Raw genomic sequence first — 16,932 nt, 5'->3', positions numbered from 1 at the left:
TATACCAATGTACGAAAAAAAACGGCAGCGGGCCTACCGGTTCTTCCTCCGCATATTTAAATTCATCTGTATTGTTACCCCGGTGGAATACAATTTCACCTGGCCGTAGCCAACTTCTTTTAGCGGCACTTTTACAAAAGGCTGGATGCCCAGTGAGGAATGCCTGCTAAGCGGGAACTGGTAAGTAAATGCCAGGTTGAGCACGGAGAAATAATGCTTGTTCTGGTTGCGAAGCTCATAGCCCTTATCATAAACACCCTGGTACTTATAAGTATACTTTTCCTTCAGCATAAAGTAGCTGGATATGCCGGCTGTAGCACTGAGCGCATAATTGGGCCGGTCCATGAAAGTATAATTAATGTTCAGCGGTATGTCCAGCACATTACAATTGGCGTCTATTTGCCTGACAGTATGGGCAGGATCATAAGGCGGCAGCCAGTCCTTTGTTACGCCATAATCGCCGGGGGTGCCCCCGTAAGGTTTCATGCTGTACACGGCGCCGGTGGAAAAAGACCAGCGGTTATTCACATGATAGCTCAGCAGGATACCTGCATCTACGCCAATACGCCCGTATTGCAGAGAAGGCGCTACGTTAAAAACAGGCCCCAGCATGAGTCCTACACTGAATCCTTTGCGGGAAGGCACCTGATCTTTCCTGTTCTGCTGCCCGTTTTCTTCCGGCAATGGTTTTATTTCCTTTAATAATACCCGGGGAACGGCATGCAGGTCTGCCGCCACCGGGGTATTCCCGGCATACAATGTGGATAACAGGTGCAGCATGTTATTTGCTGCGGGAACCGTCGTTGGCCCGGTAACGTTAGGTGGCTGTTGCCGGTGGACGAGGGTCCCTGTTGCCGGCGGCTGCAGGGCCTGGGCTTGTTTACCGGTTGCAACAGCGGGATTAGCCACCTCCTGTTCGCCTGGCCGGGAGGGTACTGCAGGAGTTACAGGCTGACCGGCACCTGTTTTGGCTGCTGACGGTGAACTTACTGTTGGGGCGGGCTCACCGGCGGGTGCGGCAGGTGTAGCACGTGTAACCGGCGGCTGTGTTTCCTTTGCAGGGGCCACCGTTGCCGGGTCAGCAGCGGCGGGCACTTCAGCGCTGGCCGGAGGTTGTTTGCCCGGTTGATCTGTATGACGCCACCACATAAAAGCACCGGTACCTATTAATAAAAGCAACAGCGGCGCCAGCCACCACCAGAAAGGCTTCCTGGAGGGGCCGTCATCATTAAGCGCATCGAGTTTCTTTTCCATTTTTTTCCAGGCATCCGGATCAAATGGCACCTCTCCTTCGCTTAATTTCTCACGTAACTTTTTATCAAACGCGTCACTCATTTTTGTTGAGACCTTTATGAAAAGGCCTTTATGTTTTTAGCGTATTATTATAACTAATGGCTTTCTCTATTTTTTCTTTCAATATTTTTTTTGCCTTGAATAAATTGGATTTAGATGTTCCTTCGGATATCCCTAAACGTTCGGCTATTTCCTGGTGCTGAAATCCTTCCATGATGTAAAGGTTGAACACGGTGCGGTAAGCCGGCGGCAGGGTTTGTACCAGTACCAGCAGTTCTTCATACGAGAGCTTGTCCAGGGCAGTATCGTCCACCCCCAGGTCATACACCTGCGTAATATCTTCGGTAAAGGAGATCTTCTTTTTACTGCGCAAATGATCGATGGCTGTGTTCACCACTATTTTGGCCAGCCAGCTCTTGAAGGGACGATTCGTATCAAATTCTTTGATGTGTTGAAATATTTTCAGAAATCCATCATTTAAAATTTCTACAGCCTCTTCCTTATTCTGTGCATAACGCAAAGCAATACTCATGGCATATCCATAGAATTGCCGGTACAATAATTCCTGGCTGTTCCGGTTCCATTGCCGGCAGCCTTCAATAATGTCATTCAGTTCGTGCACGAAATAACTGTTACCTGTTTTTCCTTGTACCCACTCAACGGGACACCTTCATTGTTCACAGGTATAAATGTATGCCTGTTTTATCATATCCAGGTATATTATTTACGAAGCTTAATAGGAAACCGTTGCTTTTGTCCCCACTTTTTATGAAAAAAGGAGACAAAGTCCGGAAAACGCATTTTAAAGCCCGTTTTCCGCATTTACCTCCTTCGTTGGAACTATGTCCCGCTTTTCTTAAGATCGTTTAAATAAAAGCAGCTAATGAAGTCGTTTTTTTCTGAACTAAATCACTGAAAATCAAATTATTACTTATCTGCCCATGTAAACCATCAAAATCTGCACATCACTGGGGTTCACTCCGCTGATCCGGCTCGCTTGTCCCAGGGTGCGGGGACGAATTTTATTAAATTTCTGCCGGGCCTCGGAACTCAGGGAAACCAGTTTGCTGTAGTCAAAAGCATCGGGTATTACCAGGTCTTCCAACTGGCTCATTTTTTTGACCAGCTCATTTTCCTTTTCTATATATACTTCATACTTGATCTGGATCTCTGCCTGTTCCAATACTTCTCTTGAAAATTCCTGCAGGGCCTGTGCTACTTTCTGTACCTTGTTTTTCATAGACCACAAGTCCAGGGACGGGCGCAACAGTATTTGCCAGGCACGCTGGCGCTGGGTAAGGGGGGCAGAATTTTTTTCCTCCAGCAGGTGATTAATATCCTCCGGGTCCAGGGGCAGTTCTTTCAGGATGGCCTTCACCTTTGCCACCCCTTCCTGTTTGGCCTGTACTTTTTCCATCCGCTCCTGCGATGCCAGCCCCAGCCGGTAACTTTTTTCCGTGAGGCGGAGGTCTGCATTATCCTGGCGCAGCAGGGTACGAAACTCTGCCCGGGAGGTGAACATGCGGTATGGTTCCTCGGTTCCCTTATTGATCAGGTCATCTATCAGTACCCCGATGTAGGCCTCGCTCCTTTTCAATACAAAAGGCGGCTGACCATTTGCTTTGAGATGTGCGTTCATACCTGCTATCAATCCCTGGCAGGCAGCCTCCTCATAACCGGTGGTGCCATTTATCTGCCCGGCAAAGAACAGGTTTTGTACCTGCTTTGTTTCCAGGGAGAACTGCAGTTGGGTAGGTGGAAAGTAATCATACTCTATGGCATAGCCCGGGCGGAACATCCGGCAGTTTTCAAAACCGGGTACCATCTGCAGGGCCTTGTATTGTACATCTTCCGGCAGGGAGGTAGAAAACCCATTCACATATATCTCCACCGTGTTCCAACCCTCCGGTTCTACAAAGAGCTGGTGCCTTTCCCTTTCTGCAAAGCGGTTGATCTTGTCTTCAATGCTGGGACAGTACCGCGGGCCTACTCCCTGTATCCTTCCCTGGAACATAGGTGAGCGGTCGAAACCTGTTTTGAGGGCCTCATGTACCTCTCCATGGGTGTAGGTGATCCAGCAACTTCTCTGTTGGGAGGGGGTAATCTTCTCCACTTCCATATAGGAGAAGCCGGTGATCTCTTCATCCCCTTTCTGCTCTTCCATTTTACTGTAGTCCAGGCTGCGGCCATCAATACGGGGAGGGGTACCTGTTTTCAGGCGGTCGCTTTCAAAGCCCAGGGTTACCAGTTGTTCGGTAATACCGGTAGCAGCTCTTTCCGCTACCCGGCCACCGCCAAACTGTTTGTCCCCGATATGCATCACCCCATTCAGGAAAGTGCCATTGGTCAGCACCACAGCTTTGGATTTTATTTCATGCCCCAGGCCGGTCACTACCCCATAACAATGTCCGTCTTTTACCAGCAGGCCCTTTACCATGTCCTGGTAAAAGTCCACATTAGGTGTTTGTTCCAGTGCTTCCCTCCATTTGGCAGCAAATAACATCCGGTCATTTTGCGCCCGGGGGCTCCACATGGCGGGGCCCTTTGAACGGTTGAGCATCCGGAACTGGATCATGGACTGGTCTGTAATGATACCGGAGTATCCACCCAGGGCATCTATTTCACGCACAATCTGCCCTTTGGCAATACCTCCCATGGCAGGGTTACAGCTCATCTGGGCAATAGTTTGCATGTTCATGGTCACCAGCAACACCCGGGAGCCCATGTTGGCAGCAGCCGCTGCAGCTTCACAACCTGCATGTCCGGCGCCCACTACAATTACGTCATAAGAAGGAAACATACCTTAATTTATATCTAAAGAACTGCAAAATTACATATAAGCAGGGAGATGGCGGGGGTATTTATTTCTATGTTCCACGTGGAACATGGGGGCAATAACTTATTTCTATATTCCCTGTAACTGCTGTTTGAGGATATGGCCTTGTCCATATAAGGGTATGCACCGGGTTTAAGTTTCCCCACATAGATATCCCCTCCTCTCCTCCAATGCTATACCCTGGGGTTGAAAGAGTAGAAAACCATGCCTTTCTTCACATGTTCCATTACATAAGGGAATAACCACTTGAATGCAGGGTATCTACCCCAATATGATCCGTGTTGGTGGTTTAGTGCGGGAAATACCTGTATACTTCCTGCATGCGAAAAAATGTATTCAGAAACCAGCTATCGTTCAGCCCCACTATCATGCACCATAAACGAAGGGCATTTACCTACCAATAGAAAGCGCTTCAGAGAGCAGGCTCTATATTAAGGACGAGACATTTCTTGAGATAACCTATATGTAACCTATATATACGCTATATATGAGCTATAGATAACCTAATACCAAAAGATATAGGTTATCTATAGCTTAGCTAACTACAAGCTATTACTTAAACCAATGTCAAACCACGCTAAGCCTGCCAGGTAATCCTGTTGCCATAAGTATGCTGAATCTTATTTACCATTGCAAGCAACTGTTTACATTAGCAGAACATAGTACTCCCCCGCCCGGTCATTTCGATGCCGGAAATGAATTAGCCTTATAAAGCATTGAATATATTCCAATCAATGCCATCATTACTTAAGAAACCAGGCTATTAAATGGCAGAATAAGTATAAGGCCTTGTATCGCTCAACAGGCTCTCCAATGGAATAACAGTTTCACTAAAGTAGATACGGAATTCTTCAATGTTACCCGCAAGAGGATTTTGCCGGCTCCTTTTTGCATCCAAAAAAAGAATCAACGAAGCCGACAATCTATTACCGCCGGCCGCGGGTGCGCTTCGATGAAGCTACCTACTACCACATGGCCAGGCAGTGACGCCCGGAAACCAATAGAGATATCTTTACGATTGCTGAACAGGACGTTCCCCTTCTATGGCAGCATGCCGTTGAGTATAAAAAGAGAGAAAATAACAGCAAAGCCAGCACTGGTTATCAAATACCCTTTGTAATCCCGGCCGGGAAAATGTAGAAATCATTACAAAAGAGAAGTAGCAGCAGATTTACCGGGGAAGGTTTTAAAAGGTAGAAGATTAATACTTCCGCTACATGTTCCACGTGGAACATTATGCCTGCAAACAAGGAAACAAAAAAAGGGGATGAACAGGATACTTACATTTCAAAATACGACTGCAGGCATTCATCTTCTTTCTGGCGCATCAGGGCGGCATCCTTTTTTGTTTTATCCTTATATCCGCATAAATGCAGAGCGCCATGGAAAATTACCCGGTGCAGTTCCTGCTCTTCCGCTACTTTAAATTTCCCGGCATTCTCTCTTACCCGGTCTATGCTGATGTACACTTCTCCTTCTGTTGTACCCGCCACCTCGCTCAACTCAAAAGTGATGATATCCGTATAAGTGTCATGCTGCAAAAATTGCTGGTTCATCTCCAGCAGGTAGGCGTCGCTGCAAAATACATATTGCAAACCGTGCAATTGTTGTCCTTCCCTTTCAAATAATTTTTTGAGAAAAGCTTTCAGGTTCGTTTTGTTCTTCAGCTTCACATTCACCTCCAGCGCTGTAAAATGTATGGCCATTATTTCTTCTTTGAAAATTGCTTTGTAAACAGATGTAAAAGTATAGTGAAATTTCTGATTGCTGCGTTTCTCTTTTTTGTTGATTGGCTTTCACAAGGTACCTTTGCTTATTCCCGAGTTTTTTAACTAACGCGTTTAAAATGAATAAGAGCCTGATAAAACTGTCTTCCCTCGGCATTGGTAAAAGTGCAGTGATCACCGCATTTGAAAAAGACGAATTGCACATAAAATTGATGGAAATGGGTTGTGTCCCGGGAGAAACAGTGAAGGTGGAAAAAATTGCTCCCCTCGGCGACCCCATCTCCATTATGGTAGCCGGCTATAATTTGTCCCTGCGCAAAACGGAAGCGGATTTTATCTGGGTAGAAGAAATCGGGTAGCCTGCCCCCATCCCGCCGAAAAGTTTATCTTTTTAAAATAACTGCGGTCCCTGATCTTATAGCATCAGGCTCTAAGACGCCTATTGCGGTTTCTGTTCCCTCCATAAAAAACCAGGTAGATCTGCCGGCAGATCCACCTGGTCCTGTATAGCCTGGGAGGCTTTAATATCTACAATAAATTGTTATTCAATCAAATAAAAAGTATCAATAGTTAAAATATATTTTTAACTACTACTCAAACTATTACAAACCATACTGCGCACTGATCTCCAGCATCCGGTCAATCGGTTTTTTGGCGGCCAGGCGCAGTTCCTCCTCCATTGTTATTTCAGGCTCTTCATATTCCATGCACAGGTACAACTTTTCCAGCGTGTTCAGCTTCATGTGCGGACAATCATTACAGGCGCAGGCATTGTTGGGCGGCGCGGGTATAAAGGTCTTTTGCGGATTGGCCTTCTCCATCTGGTGCAGGATACCCGTTTCAGTCACTACAATATATTCCCGGGCATCGTCCCGCTGGGTAAATTTCAGCAGCCCCGTGGTAGAGCCGATAAAATCCGCAATTTCCAGCACGGCGGCCTCGCATTCCGGGTGAGCGATCACCTTGGCCTTTGGGTGCCGCACCTTTAGCCGGGTAATCTTCTCCAGGGAGAATATTTCATGCACCATACAGACGCCATTCCACAGCACCATGTCCCTACCCGTTTTTTTGGCCAGATAGCTGCCCAAATTCCGGTCCGGGGCAAAAATGATAGGCTGGTCCGCCGGCACGCTTTCAATGATTTTTTGGGCATTGGAGGACGTACAGATGATATCGCTGAGCGCTTTGATGCCTGCAGAACAGTTAATGTAAGAGATCACGATATGATCCGGGTACTTTTCCCGGAACTTTTTGAACAGTTCCGGGGGTGCACTGTCCGCCAGCGAGCAGCCGGCTTTCAGGTCGGGCAGCAGCACTTTCTTCTGCGGGCTCAATATTTTGGCGGTTTCCGCCATAAAGTGCACGCCGGCAAAAACAATGATATCGGCATCTGTTTTGGCCGCCTGCTGGCTCAGCCCCAGGCTGTCGCCTATATAGTCCGCCACGTCCTGTATGTCCGGCTCCTGGTAATAGTGCGCCAGCACAATGGCGTTCTTCTCTTTTTTCAGTCTTTCAATTTCAGCGAAGAGGTCAAGGTTCACATCAATGTCCACATCCAAAAATCCGTTGCGTTGCAAATTTTTTTTTGCTTCGCCAAGCTCCCTAATCATAATTATATATCTATTTATTTATTTAAAAAAGAAAACCCACTACTACTAGGGGGGTGAATATGTGGAAATCAAATTTTCCGGTTGTATACAAAGGTAGTTGTTATTCCTTTTTGATGAGCTATCCACAGGAAATTAACAGGCTATATCCGCTACCCTGCTGCATTTTACCCCCTTCATCCACACCCGTGGATATCGTTTTCCGTGAACATCTTTTTTGGCTGTGCGTATTAAGAAAATGTTAACAGACGAGGTTATAATTCCACATTCAGACCCTTTTTTACCCCGGGGACATTTCCGGGAGAATAACAAAATTAGTTTTACCAGTGCCCGGCACTCATTTTTCCCATACAATTACCCCTTTATCCGACGGTTTTACACAGTTGCTGTGGAAAAAAACAGGCTCCCCATTAAAACCATGCGGTAATGATCCTATTCTGTTTGCAAGCAGCCTTATGCACATTTTCATGTGAACAGCGCGGGACCGTTTCATGGATTGTGGATAAGTGCCGGCATCAAACCGGTCAGTGCTGGACCATAAGAACCCGGCGGGTGGCTGCTTTATGAGATCCGCACCGGCAAGGGATAAAATGTATTAAAAAATGTTAAAATGTGGATAAACTGTGAATCAACATAAGGAAAAACCCGGGGTAATTTCCCTGAAAGCCTTTACTGTATTGAATTTGACGCTTTAAAATACTGTTTTGCAGTTACAGTTATTTTATTCTATTTTTGCTTTCCCTAAAAATTTAGACTATATAATATTATGTCAGTTATTCAGAAGATCAGGGACAAATATGCTGTGGTGATCGTAGTAGTGATCTGCCTGGCTATTGTTAGTTTCCTGTTACAGGATGCCTTTTTTGGCAGGAATTCCCTATTCCGCCGTTCCACTACCGTAGGTGAAGTAAATGGAGAGGAACTGGATATATCAGAATACCAGCGGCGTATCCAGGACGCCGAAGCCGGCGCCCGCCAGCAAATGCCGAATGGTAATATTGATGAGCAAACCCGCCAGTACATCCGTGAGCAGGTATGGAACCAGTTCCTGAACGAGCAGATCATGCAGGCGCAATATGAAAAACTGGGCATAGCTGTAACTGAGGCCGAACTGGTAGACCAGTTCAACGGTAAGAACCCTAACCCTATCGTGGTACAGCAGTTTACCAACCCGCAAACCGGCGAGTTTGACCGCGCCGCCATGCAGCAGGCCTTACAAAGCGTAGGCCAGGATGCAAGCGGCAGAATGCGCCAGGCCCTCCGCCAACTGGAAGACGTGGTGACCCAGTCACAACTGCAGAAAAAATATGTAGCGCTGGTAAAGCAGGCCGTTTATTATCCCAAATGGCTGGCCGCACAGCAGCAGCAGGATAATAGCCAGAACGCCAACCTGTCTTATGTAAACGTGCCTTACGCCACTATCCCCGATTCTACCATCGCGGTAACTGACGCCGAACTGAATAAATATATTACGGACCATCAATCGCTCTTTAAAACAGAAGAAGGCCGCAAAGTGGAATACGTATCTTTTGATGCGCTGCCCTCCGCGGCAGATACCGCTGCCGCCCTGGAGCAACTGGCTGCCCTGCGCCAGGAGATGGATACGACCGAAGACATTGAAGGATTTATCAACCGTAATTCCGAAATCAAATATTATGACGGCTATGTATCCAAAAGCGCGCTGATGGTGCCTAACAAGGACACCATTGCCAGCCTGCCCATCGGTACAATTTATGGTCCGTATGAAGACAATAACTTACTGGTGCTCGCCAAAATGCTGGACCGCAAAACCATGCCGGACAGCGTAAAGGTGCGCCACATCCTGATAGGCACCCAGCAGGGCCTGGCGGATTCCGTAGCCAAAGCCCGTATAGACAGTATTGAGCGGGCTATCCGGGGCGGTGCTTCCTTTGCCGAAATGGTTACCAAATATTCCGATGACCCGGGCAGCAAAAGCACCGGCGGAGAATATGATATTACACCGGCCACTCCTTTTGTAAAAGAGTTCAAGGATTTTGCCTTTGACGGGAAACCCGGACAAATGAAAGTGGTAAAAACGCAGTTCGGCTATCACCTGATAGAGATACTGCGCCAGCAAAACTTTGGCCCGGCCCTGAAAGTGGCTTACCTGAGCATCCCGGTAGACGCCAGCAAGGAAACTGACAGCAAAGCATATGCTGCCGCCAGCGAATTTGCCGGCAAGAACCGCGACTGGAAATCTTTTGAAAAGAGCGTGCAGGAAAAAGGATATAACAAACGCCTGGGCGACAACATCCGCCCCATGGACTTTATGATACCCGGCATTGGCCAGGCCCGTGAACTGGTACGCTGGGCATATGAGGCCAAGAAAGGTGATGTAAGCAATGTATTTACTTTTGAGAATAAATATGTGGTAGCGGTACTCACCGGCATCCGCAAAGAAGGCACCGCCTCCCTGGAGGAAGTAAGGCCGCAGGTGGAAGCAGAAGTGAAAAAGCAGAAGAAAGCGGAACAACTGATCGCCAAACTGCAAAACCCCGCTACCCTGGATGCTGCCGCCAAAGCTTCCAGTCAGCCGGTACAACAGGCGGAAGGGATCAGCTTCAGCTCTCCCTTTGTAGCCTCCCTGGGTTTTGAGCCGAGAGTAGTAGGCGCCGCTTTCAACAAGAACTGGGGCACCCAAAAAGTATCTGCTCCTATTGAAGGCAATGCCGGAGTGTATGTAATAAAAGTAGACAGCTACCAGCCGGCCGCACAGCCCGCGCAGGACCTGGACAACCAGCGCATGGCCTACGAGCAGAGCGTGAAAGGCATGCTGGACCAGCAGTTGTTTGAAGTGCTGAAAAAGCAGAGCGATGTTGAGGACAACCGCGGCAAGTTCTTCTAAAACAATTATTTTGACTGATATAGCAAAGAAAGCCCTGCTTATTTACAAGCGGGGCTTTTTTGTGTCCTGCCGCTACCGGCCCATGGCGGTGCCGGCATCACTGGGTAATATTTAGTAAATTTGTAGTTGGAAAATCGAATATTCATGGATGAAATAGTAAATAAAGTAGCGCAGAGTGCATTGGTGACACTGGACCTGGAAGATTACTACCCGAAAGAGGAAACCGTGGTGTTTGATCTGAAGGACTACCTGTTCATGGGCATGATCCTGAAGGAGAAAGATTTCCGTACCGCCATGCAGGAACTGGACTGGGAGCAGTACCGCAACAAGAATGTGGCCATTACCTGTACGGCAGATGCCGTGGTGCCCATGTGGGCCTATATGTTGGTGATGACCTACCTGCAACCCGTAGCGCACTTCGCCGCTTTTGGCAATGCGGACTTTGTGTACAACACCCTCTTTTTGCAGAACCTGGGGAAAATAGATATTAACGAGCTTACCGATAAGCGTGTAGTGATAAAAGGTTGCGGAGACAAAGGCGCCGGGGAGGTAGCCTACGCGGAGATCACACGCCTGCTGCGGCCGGTAGTAAAAAGCATTATGTATGGAGAGCCCTGCTCTACCGTGCCTATCTATAAGAAAAAATAAAACAGCGTGCGGCGTACTCATCACTCCTTCCTCTATTTAACAGCGGGTGTAGCATTCATTGCCTTATTATTACAGGGTTGTAAAGGATGTAACGGCGACAGGGAAACTCCCTCTGCCCGGGACACTGCGCAGGTCAGCCTGCCTACTGCCAGGGATTCCCTGAAGAACTGGGCGGAGCTGCGGCTGATACAATGGAAGGGATGGGTGGATAGCAGCACGGCCGGCGCTTTTGGAACGGACAGCCTGGAACGCACCACGGTAGATACCGTAGCCGCCCTGGATACTTCCACCATGGAGGAAGACAGGTTCCGGGAATTCCAGCCGTACTTTGTATACAGCCCGGATAGCAGCCGCATTGTAGATATGGTGAGCTATGGCAGTTTCCTGCATAAAGGTAAGAACGGCAAAACAGTGCTGGAAGCCGGGGAGCCGGATGTGGAAGTGGCTATCGTAAACGTGCAAACGAAAAAGCGGGAGCGCATTCTGTTTGCGGGCCCGTCTACGGTTATCAAGGAAGCGGTGTGGGTAGATGATCATACCGTGCTGATAGCAGGCGGCATGTATGATGAACAGAATAGCCTGAAGCCCGTTATCTGGAAGTATGATACGGAAAGCAAGCTGCTGGAGAACTGGGAAACCCAGTAAACACTAGAACCACCCCCTTTTTTTAAAGATGAGGATCATGATCACCAGCATGATCACCATCACCCCGATGGTAATAAAGTAGCCGTTGGGCGAGCGCAGCTCCGGCATATTCTCGAAGTTCATCCCGTAGATACCGGCAATTACAGTTAGCGGCGCCATTAAGGTAGTTACCACCGCCAGCACCTTCATTACTTCATTCATCTTCAGGTTGAGCTGGGTGTGGTACAGCTCCTGCAGGTTCTGCACCATATCGCGGTAGTTTTCCGTCAGCTCGTTACAGTGTATGATATGGTCATACACATCCTTGTAGTACTTGGTATTGCGCTCGTCCAGCAGGTCGCTGTCGCTTTTCAGGAACCCGTTCACCAGCTCCCGTACCGGGGCCACCGCCCTTCTGAACAGCAGCAGCTCCCTGCGCAGCAGGTTGATGCGGGCCAGGGCGCGGGTGGTAGGCTGGCGCTGCACCACGTCTTCCATCAGCTCAATACGCTCACCCAGTTTATCCAGCACAATAAAATAGCTGTCCACGATCACATCCAGCAGGGCATAGCACAGGTAATCCGCCCCGGCGCCCCGGATACGGGAGCCGTTCATACGCAGCTTCTCCCGTACAGGATTGAATACATCCCGTTTCGGGTCTTCCTGGAAGGAGATCACAAAGTTTTTACCCAGCACCACGCTCACCTGCTCCTGCTCTATGCTGCAGCTCTCCGTATTGAAATAGACCATGGGCAGCACGCAGAAGAGCTGCTCTCCTATTTCATCCATCTTGGCGCGCTGGCCTACGTTCAGGATATCGTCCTCTACCAGGTAATGCACGCCATAGCGGGTGCAGATGGCATGCACTTCTTCCTTGCGGATGCCGTCAATATTGATCCAACTGGTGCTGGGTGTTTCCAGGTAGCTAAACACCTCCTGCACATTGTCCGCTGTTACTTCTTCACAATGATCGCTGGCATAGTCGAATACGGTCATCTTTACAAACTCGGCCGGCTTGCGGGAGGCGATGCCGGTAGCGGGATTGTAGTTCATGATGCGCTTCTTCTTCACCTTAAAAGGGTTGAGTGCATCCAGCACATCGGGGATCGGCAGTATACGTTTGGGCATAATAATCTTCAGAATTCAAATTAAGTTAAAATAACGGTAACCCAGCCATAACATTGGCACCCTATCTTCAATACCAAACAAATTTAACCCAGCAACATGTTCACTGTCAACCTTAGAAAAACCTTGCCCGCTACCACCCTGTTTGCGGGTATCCTGTTACTGTCCTATTGTAAAGATGATGATAACGGCAACCCGGACCCCAAGCCCAATCCGGAGATTGAGTGGAAGGACCGTTCCGTTACGCCTGCCCTCATCAAAAAATTAGCCGGTTTTGAAAGCGTGGAAACCTATTCGCTGATCAGCAGTGATGATGAGCTGCCGGAGTCACCGGAATTTGTGTTTGGCGGCTCTGCAGACGGCAGCGGCCTGCTGAAGAATGGCAATGAGTATGTGATGCTGGTAAACCAGGAAGATAACTATTCCGTAAGCCGTATTACCCTGGATCAAACCTTTAAACCTGTAAGAGGGGAATACCTGCTGAATTCCGACGGCGGGCAATGGCGCCTGTGCTCCGCCACCCTGGCCACTCCTGCGGAGCACGGCTTTGGCCCCCTGTACCTTACCTGTGGTGAAAGCGCTGTGGAAGGTAATGTGCACGGCCTGGACCCGCTGGGCTCCGCCGGCAATCCCGGTGTGGGAAAAGAGCTGCCTGCCCTGGGATACCGCAGCGCGGAAAATGCCGTGCCCCTGCCCAAAGACGCCTATAGCGGCAAGACCGCGATACTGATAGGAGAAGACGCCAGCGACGCTTCCGGCGGGCAGCTATTCCTGTACCTGGCCAATTCCGTTGGCGACCTGCAGAACGGCAACCAGTACATGCTGCGCCGTGTGGACCATAACCAGCGCGAGATGGACATGAGCGCCGGCCATTCCTACGAAGTGGAGTTTGTGGCCTACGATAAAACCCTTACCGGGCAGCAGGTAGCCAACCTGACGGACCAGCTCATGGCGATCAAGTTTGGCCGCGTGGAAGATATTGATTACCGCAAAGGCAGCCCCGCCAACGGCCGCGAGGTTTATTTTACCGTAACCGGCCAGGATCCTGCCGGCGTGAATGCAGACCGCTCCCGTACCGTGTTTGGCCGCGTGTACCGCCTGCGCATGGATGAGACCGATCCCCTGAAAGGCACCCTGGAAGTGGTAATGGACGGAGATGACGACAATGGCCCGGCCAACCAGTTCCAGAACCCGGATAACATCTGCGTAACGGAGAACTATGTGTACGTGCAGGAAGACTCCAACGGGTATGGCGCAGAAGATCATGATGCCTATATCTATCAATACAACATTGGCAGCCAGGCCCTGAAACCCGTGTTTGAGCTGGATCACCGCCGGGGTACGCCGGATGGCGACAAATATGGCGGCACCGGATCATCCTTTGGTAGCTGGGAGTATGGCGCACTGGTAGACATCAGCGACGTGATAGGCGTACCGGATGTATTTACCCTCTGCGTACAGCCGCATACCTGGCACGGGGATCGCTATAAAGGTGCAGACGGAGGTAGCAAAAGGCCCAATGAAGACCAGGGAAGCGAAGTGCTGTTAATTAAAGGACTGCCCCGCTAAGCAACCGGAATTATGCGTATAAGCGTTATAGTTATCACTGTTACACTGGTGGCCATCCTGGCCTACAGCATTTTTGACCTCCGGGCCGATAATGCCGCACCGGCGGCTGCACAGGGCTGGTTTGACCATGAGACCGACGTGCTGGAGCAGCGGGTGGATGCGCTGTGCAAAGCTATTGAACAGGGCCAGTCCACGGACAAGCTGCAGGCTGCTTTTCGCAAAGCCCGGCTGGCCTACAAACCCATAGAGCTGCTGGCAGCCTATTATATGCCCTATACCAATCAATTCATCAACGGTCCCAATATACCGGAAGTAGAACCGGATGAAAAAAATGTGATCATCCAGCCGGAAGGTTTCCAGGTGCTGGAAGCCCTGCTTTTTGCAGCGCCGGTCCGGCCGGACACGGCCGCCATCCGGATGGAGGCGCGGCGCCTGCGGTCCAGCCTGCAGCGCCTGCAGGGAAAGGCGGGCAGCCAGCCATTTACCGATGCCCAGTTGTTTGACGCCATGCGGCAGGAGCTGCTACGCATTGCTTCCCTGGGCCTGAGCGGGTTTGACTCCCCGGAGGCGGAGCACAGCCTGCCGGAAGCAGCGGCAGCGCTGCACGGGGTAGAAACGGTATGGCACTTTTATACCCCGCGCGTGCAGTTGATCAACCCTGCGCTGGCAAAGCACACGGAAGCGCTGTTACATACAGCCCGCCGGGAATTGCAGGCAGCGCCGGATTTTAATGCGCTGGACCGGCTGCGTTTTATCAGCAAATACCTGAACCCCCTTACCATCAACCTGAAGCTGGCCCGGGAGGCGCTGAACATTCCTTACGCCCGGTTGCCGCATTTCCTGGACCCGGCCGCTTCCAACGCTTTTGCCAAAGGCGCGTTTGACCCGGTGTTCTATGCGCCCAATAATGCCAGGGCATTCACGGCCGAGCAAACAGCGCTGGGCCGCCGCCTGTTCTACGACCCGGTACTATCCTACAACCAGCAACGCTCCTGCGCTACCTGCCATCACCCGGCCAAGGCATTTACGGACGGGCTGCGCACGCCGGCCGCATTGCCCGGCGAGGCGCTGGTGCTGCGCAATACGCCTACCTTGCTGAATGCCGCGCTGCAGCCCGCCCAGTTCTATGATATGCGCGTAGCCTACCTGGAAGACCAGGTGCAGGCCGTAGTGCATAACAAGGCCGAAATGCACGGCAACCTGGAGGAAGCTGCCCTAAGGCTGCAGCAGGAAAAGGAGTACCGGCAGCTTTTCAGGGAGGCCTTCCACATTGCCCCTCCGGAGATCAACGGCTACCGCATACAGCAGGCCATTGCCACTTACATTCGCTCCCTGGTGCGGCTTAACAGTCCTTTTGATGCCTATATGCAGGGTGATACCACGCAACTGACGGCTGCTGCAAAAAGGGGGTTCAATATTTTCATGGGCAAGGCCAAATGCGGCACCTGCCATTTTATGCCCCTGTTCAACGGCGTGGCGCCGCCGGATTTTGCGAGGCCAGAGGTGGAGATCATAGGGGTGCCGGCCGCGAAGGACAAAGCAATGATAGATGCGGACAGCGGCAGGTACGGCGTGCATAAGATACCGCTGCACCGCTATGCGTTTAAAACCCCTACCCTGCGCAACGTAGCGCTCACGGCTCCTTACATGCACAACGGCGTGTTCAATACGCTGGAGGAAGTAATGGACTTTTATAACAACGGCGGCGGCATTGGAATGGGCATGGACCTGGACACCCAGACCCTGCCTGCAGACTCCCTGCACCTCAGCCAGCGGGAGCAGCAGGATGTGATTGCTTTTATGCAGGCGCTGACGGATACTACCGCTTTCTGATTTTTTAAATAATGCCCGCGTATGCCACACCTGCCAGGTGTGGCATACGTATGTTACCACGTATTGTGCAAAAAATTGCACACCAGCCTGCTTGCCTGTACCTGCCCCCAACCCGTTCCCCTTCCCGCTTTCCGGGCTGCCGTTGTCAGGAACTGTTTTTGTTGTAGGAAGAGTGTCTATTCATTAACAAAGCATAAAAAGAAGAGTTATGGACAATCAACTTAGCAACAAAAAAGTGGCTATCCTGGTAGCGGACGGATTTGAAGAATCTGAATTCACGAAACCACTGGAAGCGCTGAAACAGGCATCTGCCCAGGTGGAAGTTATATCCCTGCACGACGGTAAGGTAAGGGCCTGGAATATGAAGGACTGGGGCGGAGAATACCCGGTGGATAAAACAATAGACCAGGCCAATTCCAAGGATTATGATGCGCTGGTATTACCGGGCGGCGTGCTGAATCCCGACCAGCTACGCATGAACCAGGAGGCGGTGACCTTTGTAGGTGGCTTCTTTGATGACAGCAAGCCCATCGCTGCAATCTGCCATGGTCCCTGGACATTGATTGAAACCGGAGAACTGGCGGGCCGCACCGTTACCTCCTATCCCAGCCTGAAAACGGACCTCACCAATGCGGGCGCGCAGTGGGTGGATAAAGAGGTGGTGGTGGATAACGGCCTGGTTACCAGCCGCAACCCGGACGACTTGCCTGCATTCTGTAAGAAGATGGTGGAAGAGATCGCAGAAGGTATTCACGCCTAGCCATATCTATCTACACAACAGTCCATTGCCTGCTGCCTGCTGTA

Annotated in this window: 13 protein-coding genes; 7 read left to right on the top strand and 6 right to left on the bottom strand. The window is 50.3% G+C overall.

Annotated features, from left to right (window positions below; genetic code table 11):
• Positions 1 to 33 precede the first annotated feature (33 nt).
• From LX66_RS05445 to ybeY, 4 genes are all read right to left on the bottom strand, one after another.
• Positions 34 to 1,335, bottom strand: a complete 1,302-nt coding sequence (locus LX66_RS05445; protein ID WP_145710867.1) for an outer membrane beta-barrel protein — start codon at positions 1,333 to 1,335, stop codon at positions 34 to 36.
• 28 nt (positions 1,336 to 1,363) lie between these two features.
• Complete coding sequence (locus LX66_RS05440) at positions 1,364 to 1,915, bottom strand: RNA polymerase sigma factor (protein ID WP_145710866.1); 552 nt, start codon at positions 1,913 to 1,915, stop codon at positions 1,364 to 1,366.
• A gap of 309 nt (positions 1,916 to 2,224) precedes the next feature.
• Positions 2,225 to 4,093, bottom strand: a complete 1,869-nt coding sequence (gene mnmG / locus LX66_RS05435; protein ID WP_145710865.1) for a tRNA uridine-5-carboxymethylaminomethyl(34) synthesis enzyme MnmG — start codon at positions 4,091 to 4,093, stop codon at positions 2,225 to 2,227.
• 1,316 nt (positions 4,094 to 5,409) lie between these two features.
• Positions 5,410 to 5,835: an rRNA maturation RNase YbeY gene (ybeY, locus tag LX66_RS05430; RefSeq protein ID WP_145710864.1), complete on the bottom strand. Its 426-nt coding sequence runs from the start codon at positions 5,833 to 5,835 to the stop codon at positions 5,410 to 5,412.
• Between the two features lie 140 nt (positions 5,836 to 5,975).
• Between ybeY and LX66_RS05425 the strand changes: the two genes are divergently transcribed.
• A complete protein-coding gene (locus LX66_RS05425; RefSeq protein ID WP_145710863.1) occupies positions 5,976 to 6,215 on the top strand; it encodes a FeoA family protein in 240 nt (79 codons plus the stop codon).
• 243 nt (positions 6,216 to 6,458) lie between these two features.
• On the opposite strand, the gene nadA is transcribed toward LX66_RS05425, so the two are convergent.
• A complete protein-coding gene (gene nadA, locus LX66_RS05420; protein WP_244620301.1) occupies positions 6,459 to 7,433 on the bottom strand; it encodes a quinolinate synthase NadA in 975 nt (324 codons plus the stop codon).
• 796 nt (positions 7,434 to 8,229) lie between these two features.
• Here nadA and LX66_RS05415 point away from each other — a divergent pair.
• The 3 genes from LX66_RS05415 (at position 8,230) to LX66_RS05405 (ending at position 11,622) form a co-directional block, all read left to right on the top strand.
• A complete protein-coding gene (locus LX66_RS05415; RefSeq protein ID WP_145710861.1) occupies positions 8,230 to 10,329 on the top strand; it encodes a peptidylprolyl isomerase in 2,100 nt (699 codons plus the stop codon).
• Positions 10,330 to 10,473: 144 nt separating this feature from the next.
• Positions 10,474 to 10,977 (top strand): DUF2480 family protein, encoded by a 504-nt coding sequence (locus LX66_RS05410; protein ID WP_145710860.1) that lies wholly within the window; start codon positions 10,474 to 10,476, stop codon positions 10,975 to 10,977.
• Between the two features lie 6 nt (positions 10,978 to 10,983).
• Positions 10,984 to 11,622: a hypothetical protein gene (locus LX66_RS05405; RefSeq protein ID WP_145710859.1), complete on the top strand. Its 639-nt coding sequence runs from the start codon at positions 10,984 to 10,986 to the stop codon at positions 11,620 to 11,622.
• Positions 11,623 to 11,625: 3 nt separating this feature from the next.
• On the opposite strand, the gene corA is transcribed toward LX66_RS05405, so the two are convergent.
• A complete protein-coding gene (corA, locus tag LX66_RS05400; protein WP_145710858.1) occupies positions 11,626 to 12,729 on the bottom strand; it encodes a magnesium/cobalt transporter CorA in 1,104 nt (367 codons plus the stop codon).
• 96 nt (positions 12,730 to 12,825) lie between these two features.
• Here corA and LX66_RS05395 point away from each other — a divergent pair, with 96 nt between their 5' ends.
• The 3 genes from LX66_RS05395 (at position 12,826) to LX66_RS05385 (ending at position 16,888) form a co-directional block, all read left to right on the top strand.
• Positions 12,826 to 14,295 (top strand): PhoX family protein, encoded by a 1,470-nt coding sequence (locus tag LX66_RS05395; protein ID WP_211366012.1) that lies wholly within the window; start codon positions 12,826 to 12,828, stop codon positions 14,293 to 14,295.
• Positions 14,296 to 14,307: 12 nt separating this feature from the next.
• Positions 14,308 to 16,128, top strand: a complete 1,821-nt coding sequence (locus tag LX66_RS05390) for a cytochrome c peroxidase (RefSeq protein WP_145710857.1) — start codon at positions 14,308 to 14,310, stop codon at positions 16,126 to 16,128.
• Positions 16,129 to 16,336: 208 nt separating this feature from the next.
• The gene (locus LX66_RS05385; protein ID WP_145710856.1) at positions 16,337 to 16,888 is read left to right on the top strand and encodes a type 1 glutamine amidotransferase domain-containing protein; all 552 of its coding nucleotides are present in this window, start codon (positions 16,337 to 16,339) and stop codon (positions 16,886 to 16,888) included.
• Positions 16,889 to 16,932 lie beyond the last annotated feature (44 nt).

The organism is Chitinophaga japonensis, assembly GCF_007830125.1.
GTDB classification, from domain to species: domain Bacteria; phylum Bacteroidota; class Bacteroidia; order Chitinophagales; family Chitinophagaceae; genus Chitinophaga; species Chitinophaga japonensis.
The sequence above is the reverse complement of the archived record's forward strand: the minus strand, read 5'-3'. Positions and strand labels throughout refer to the sequence as shown.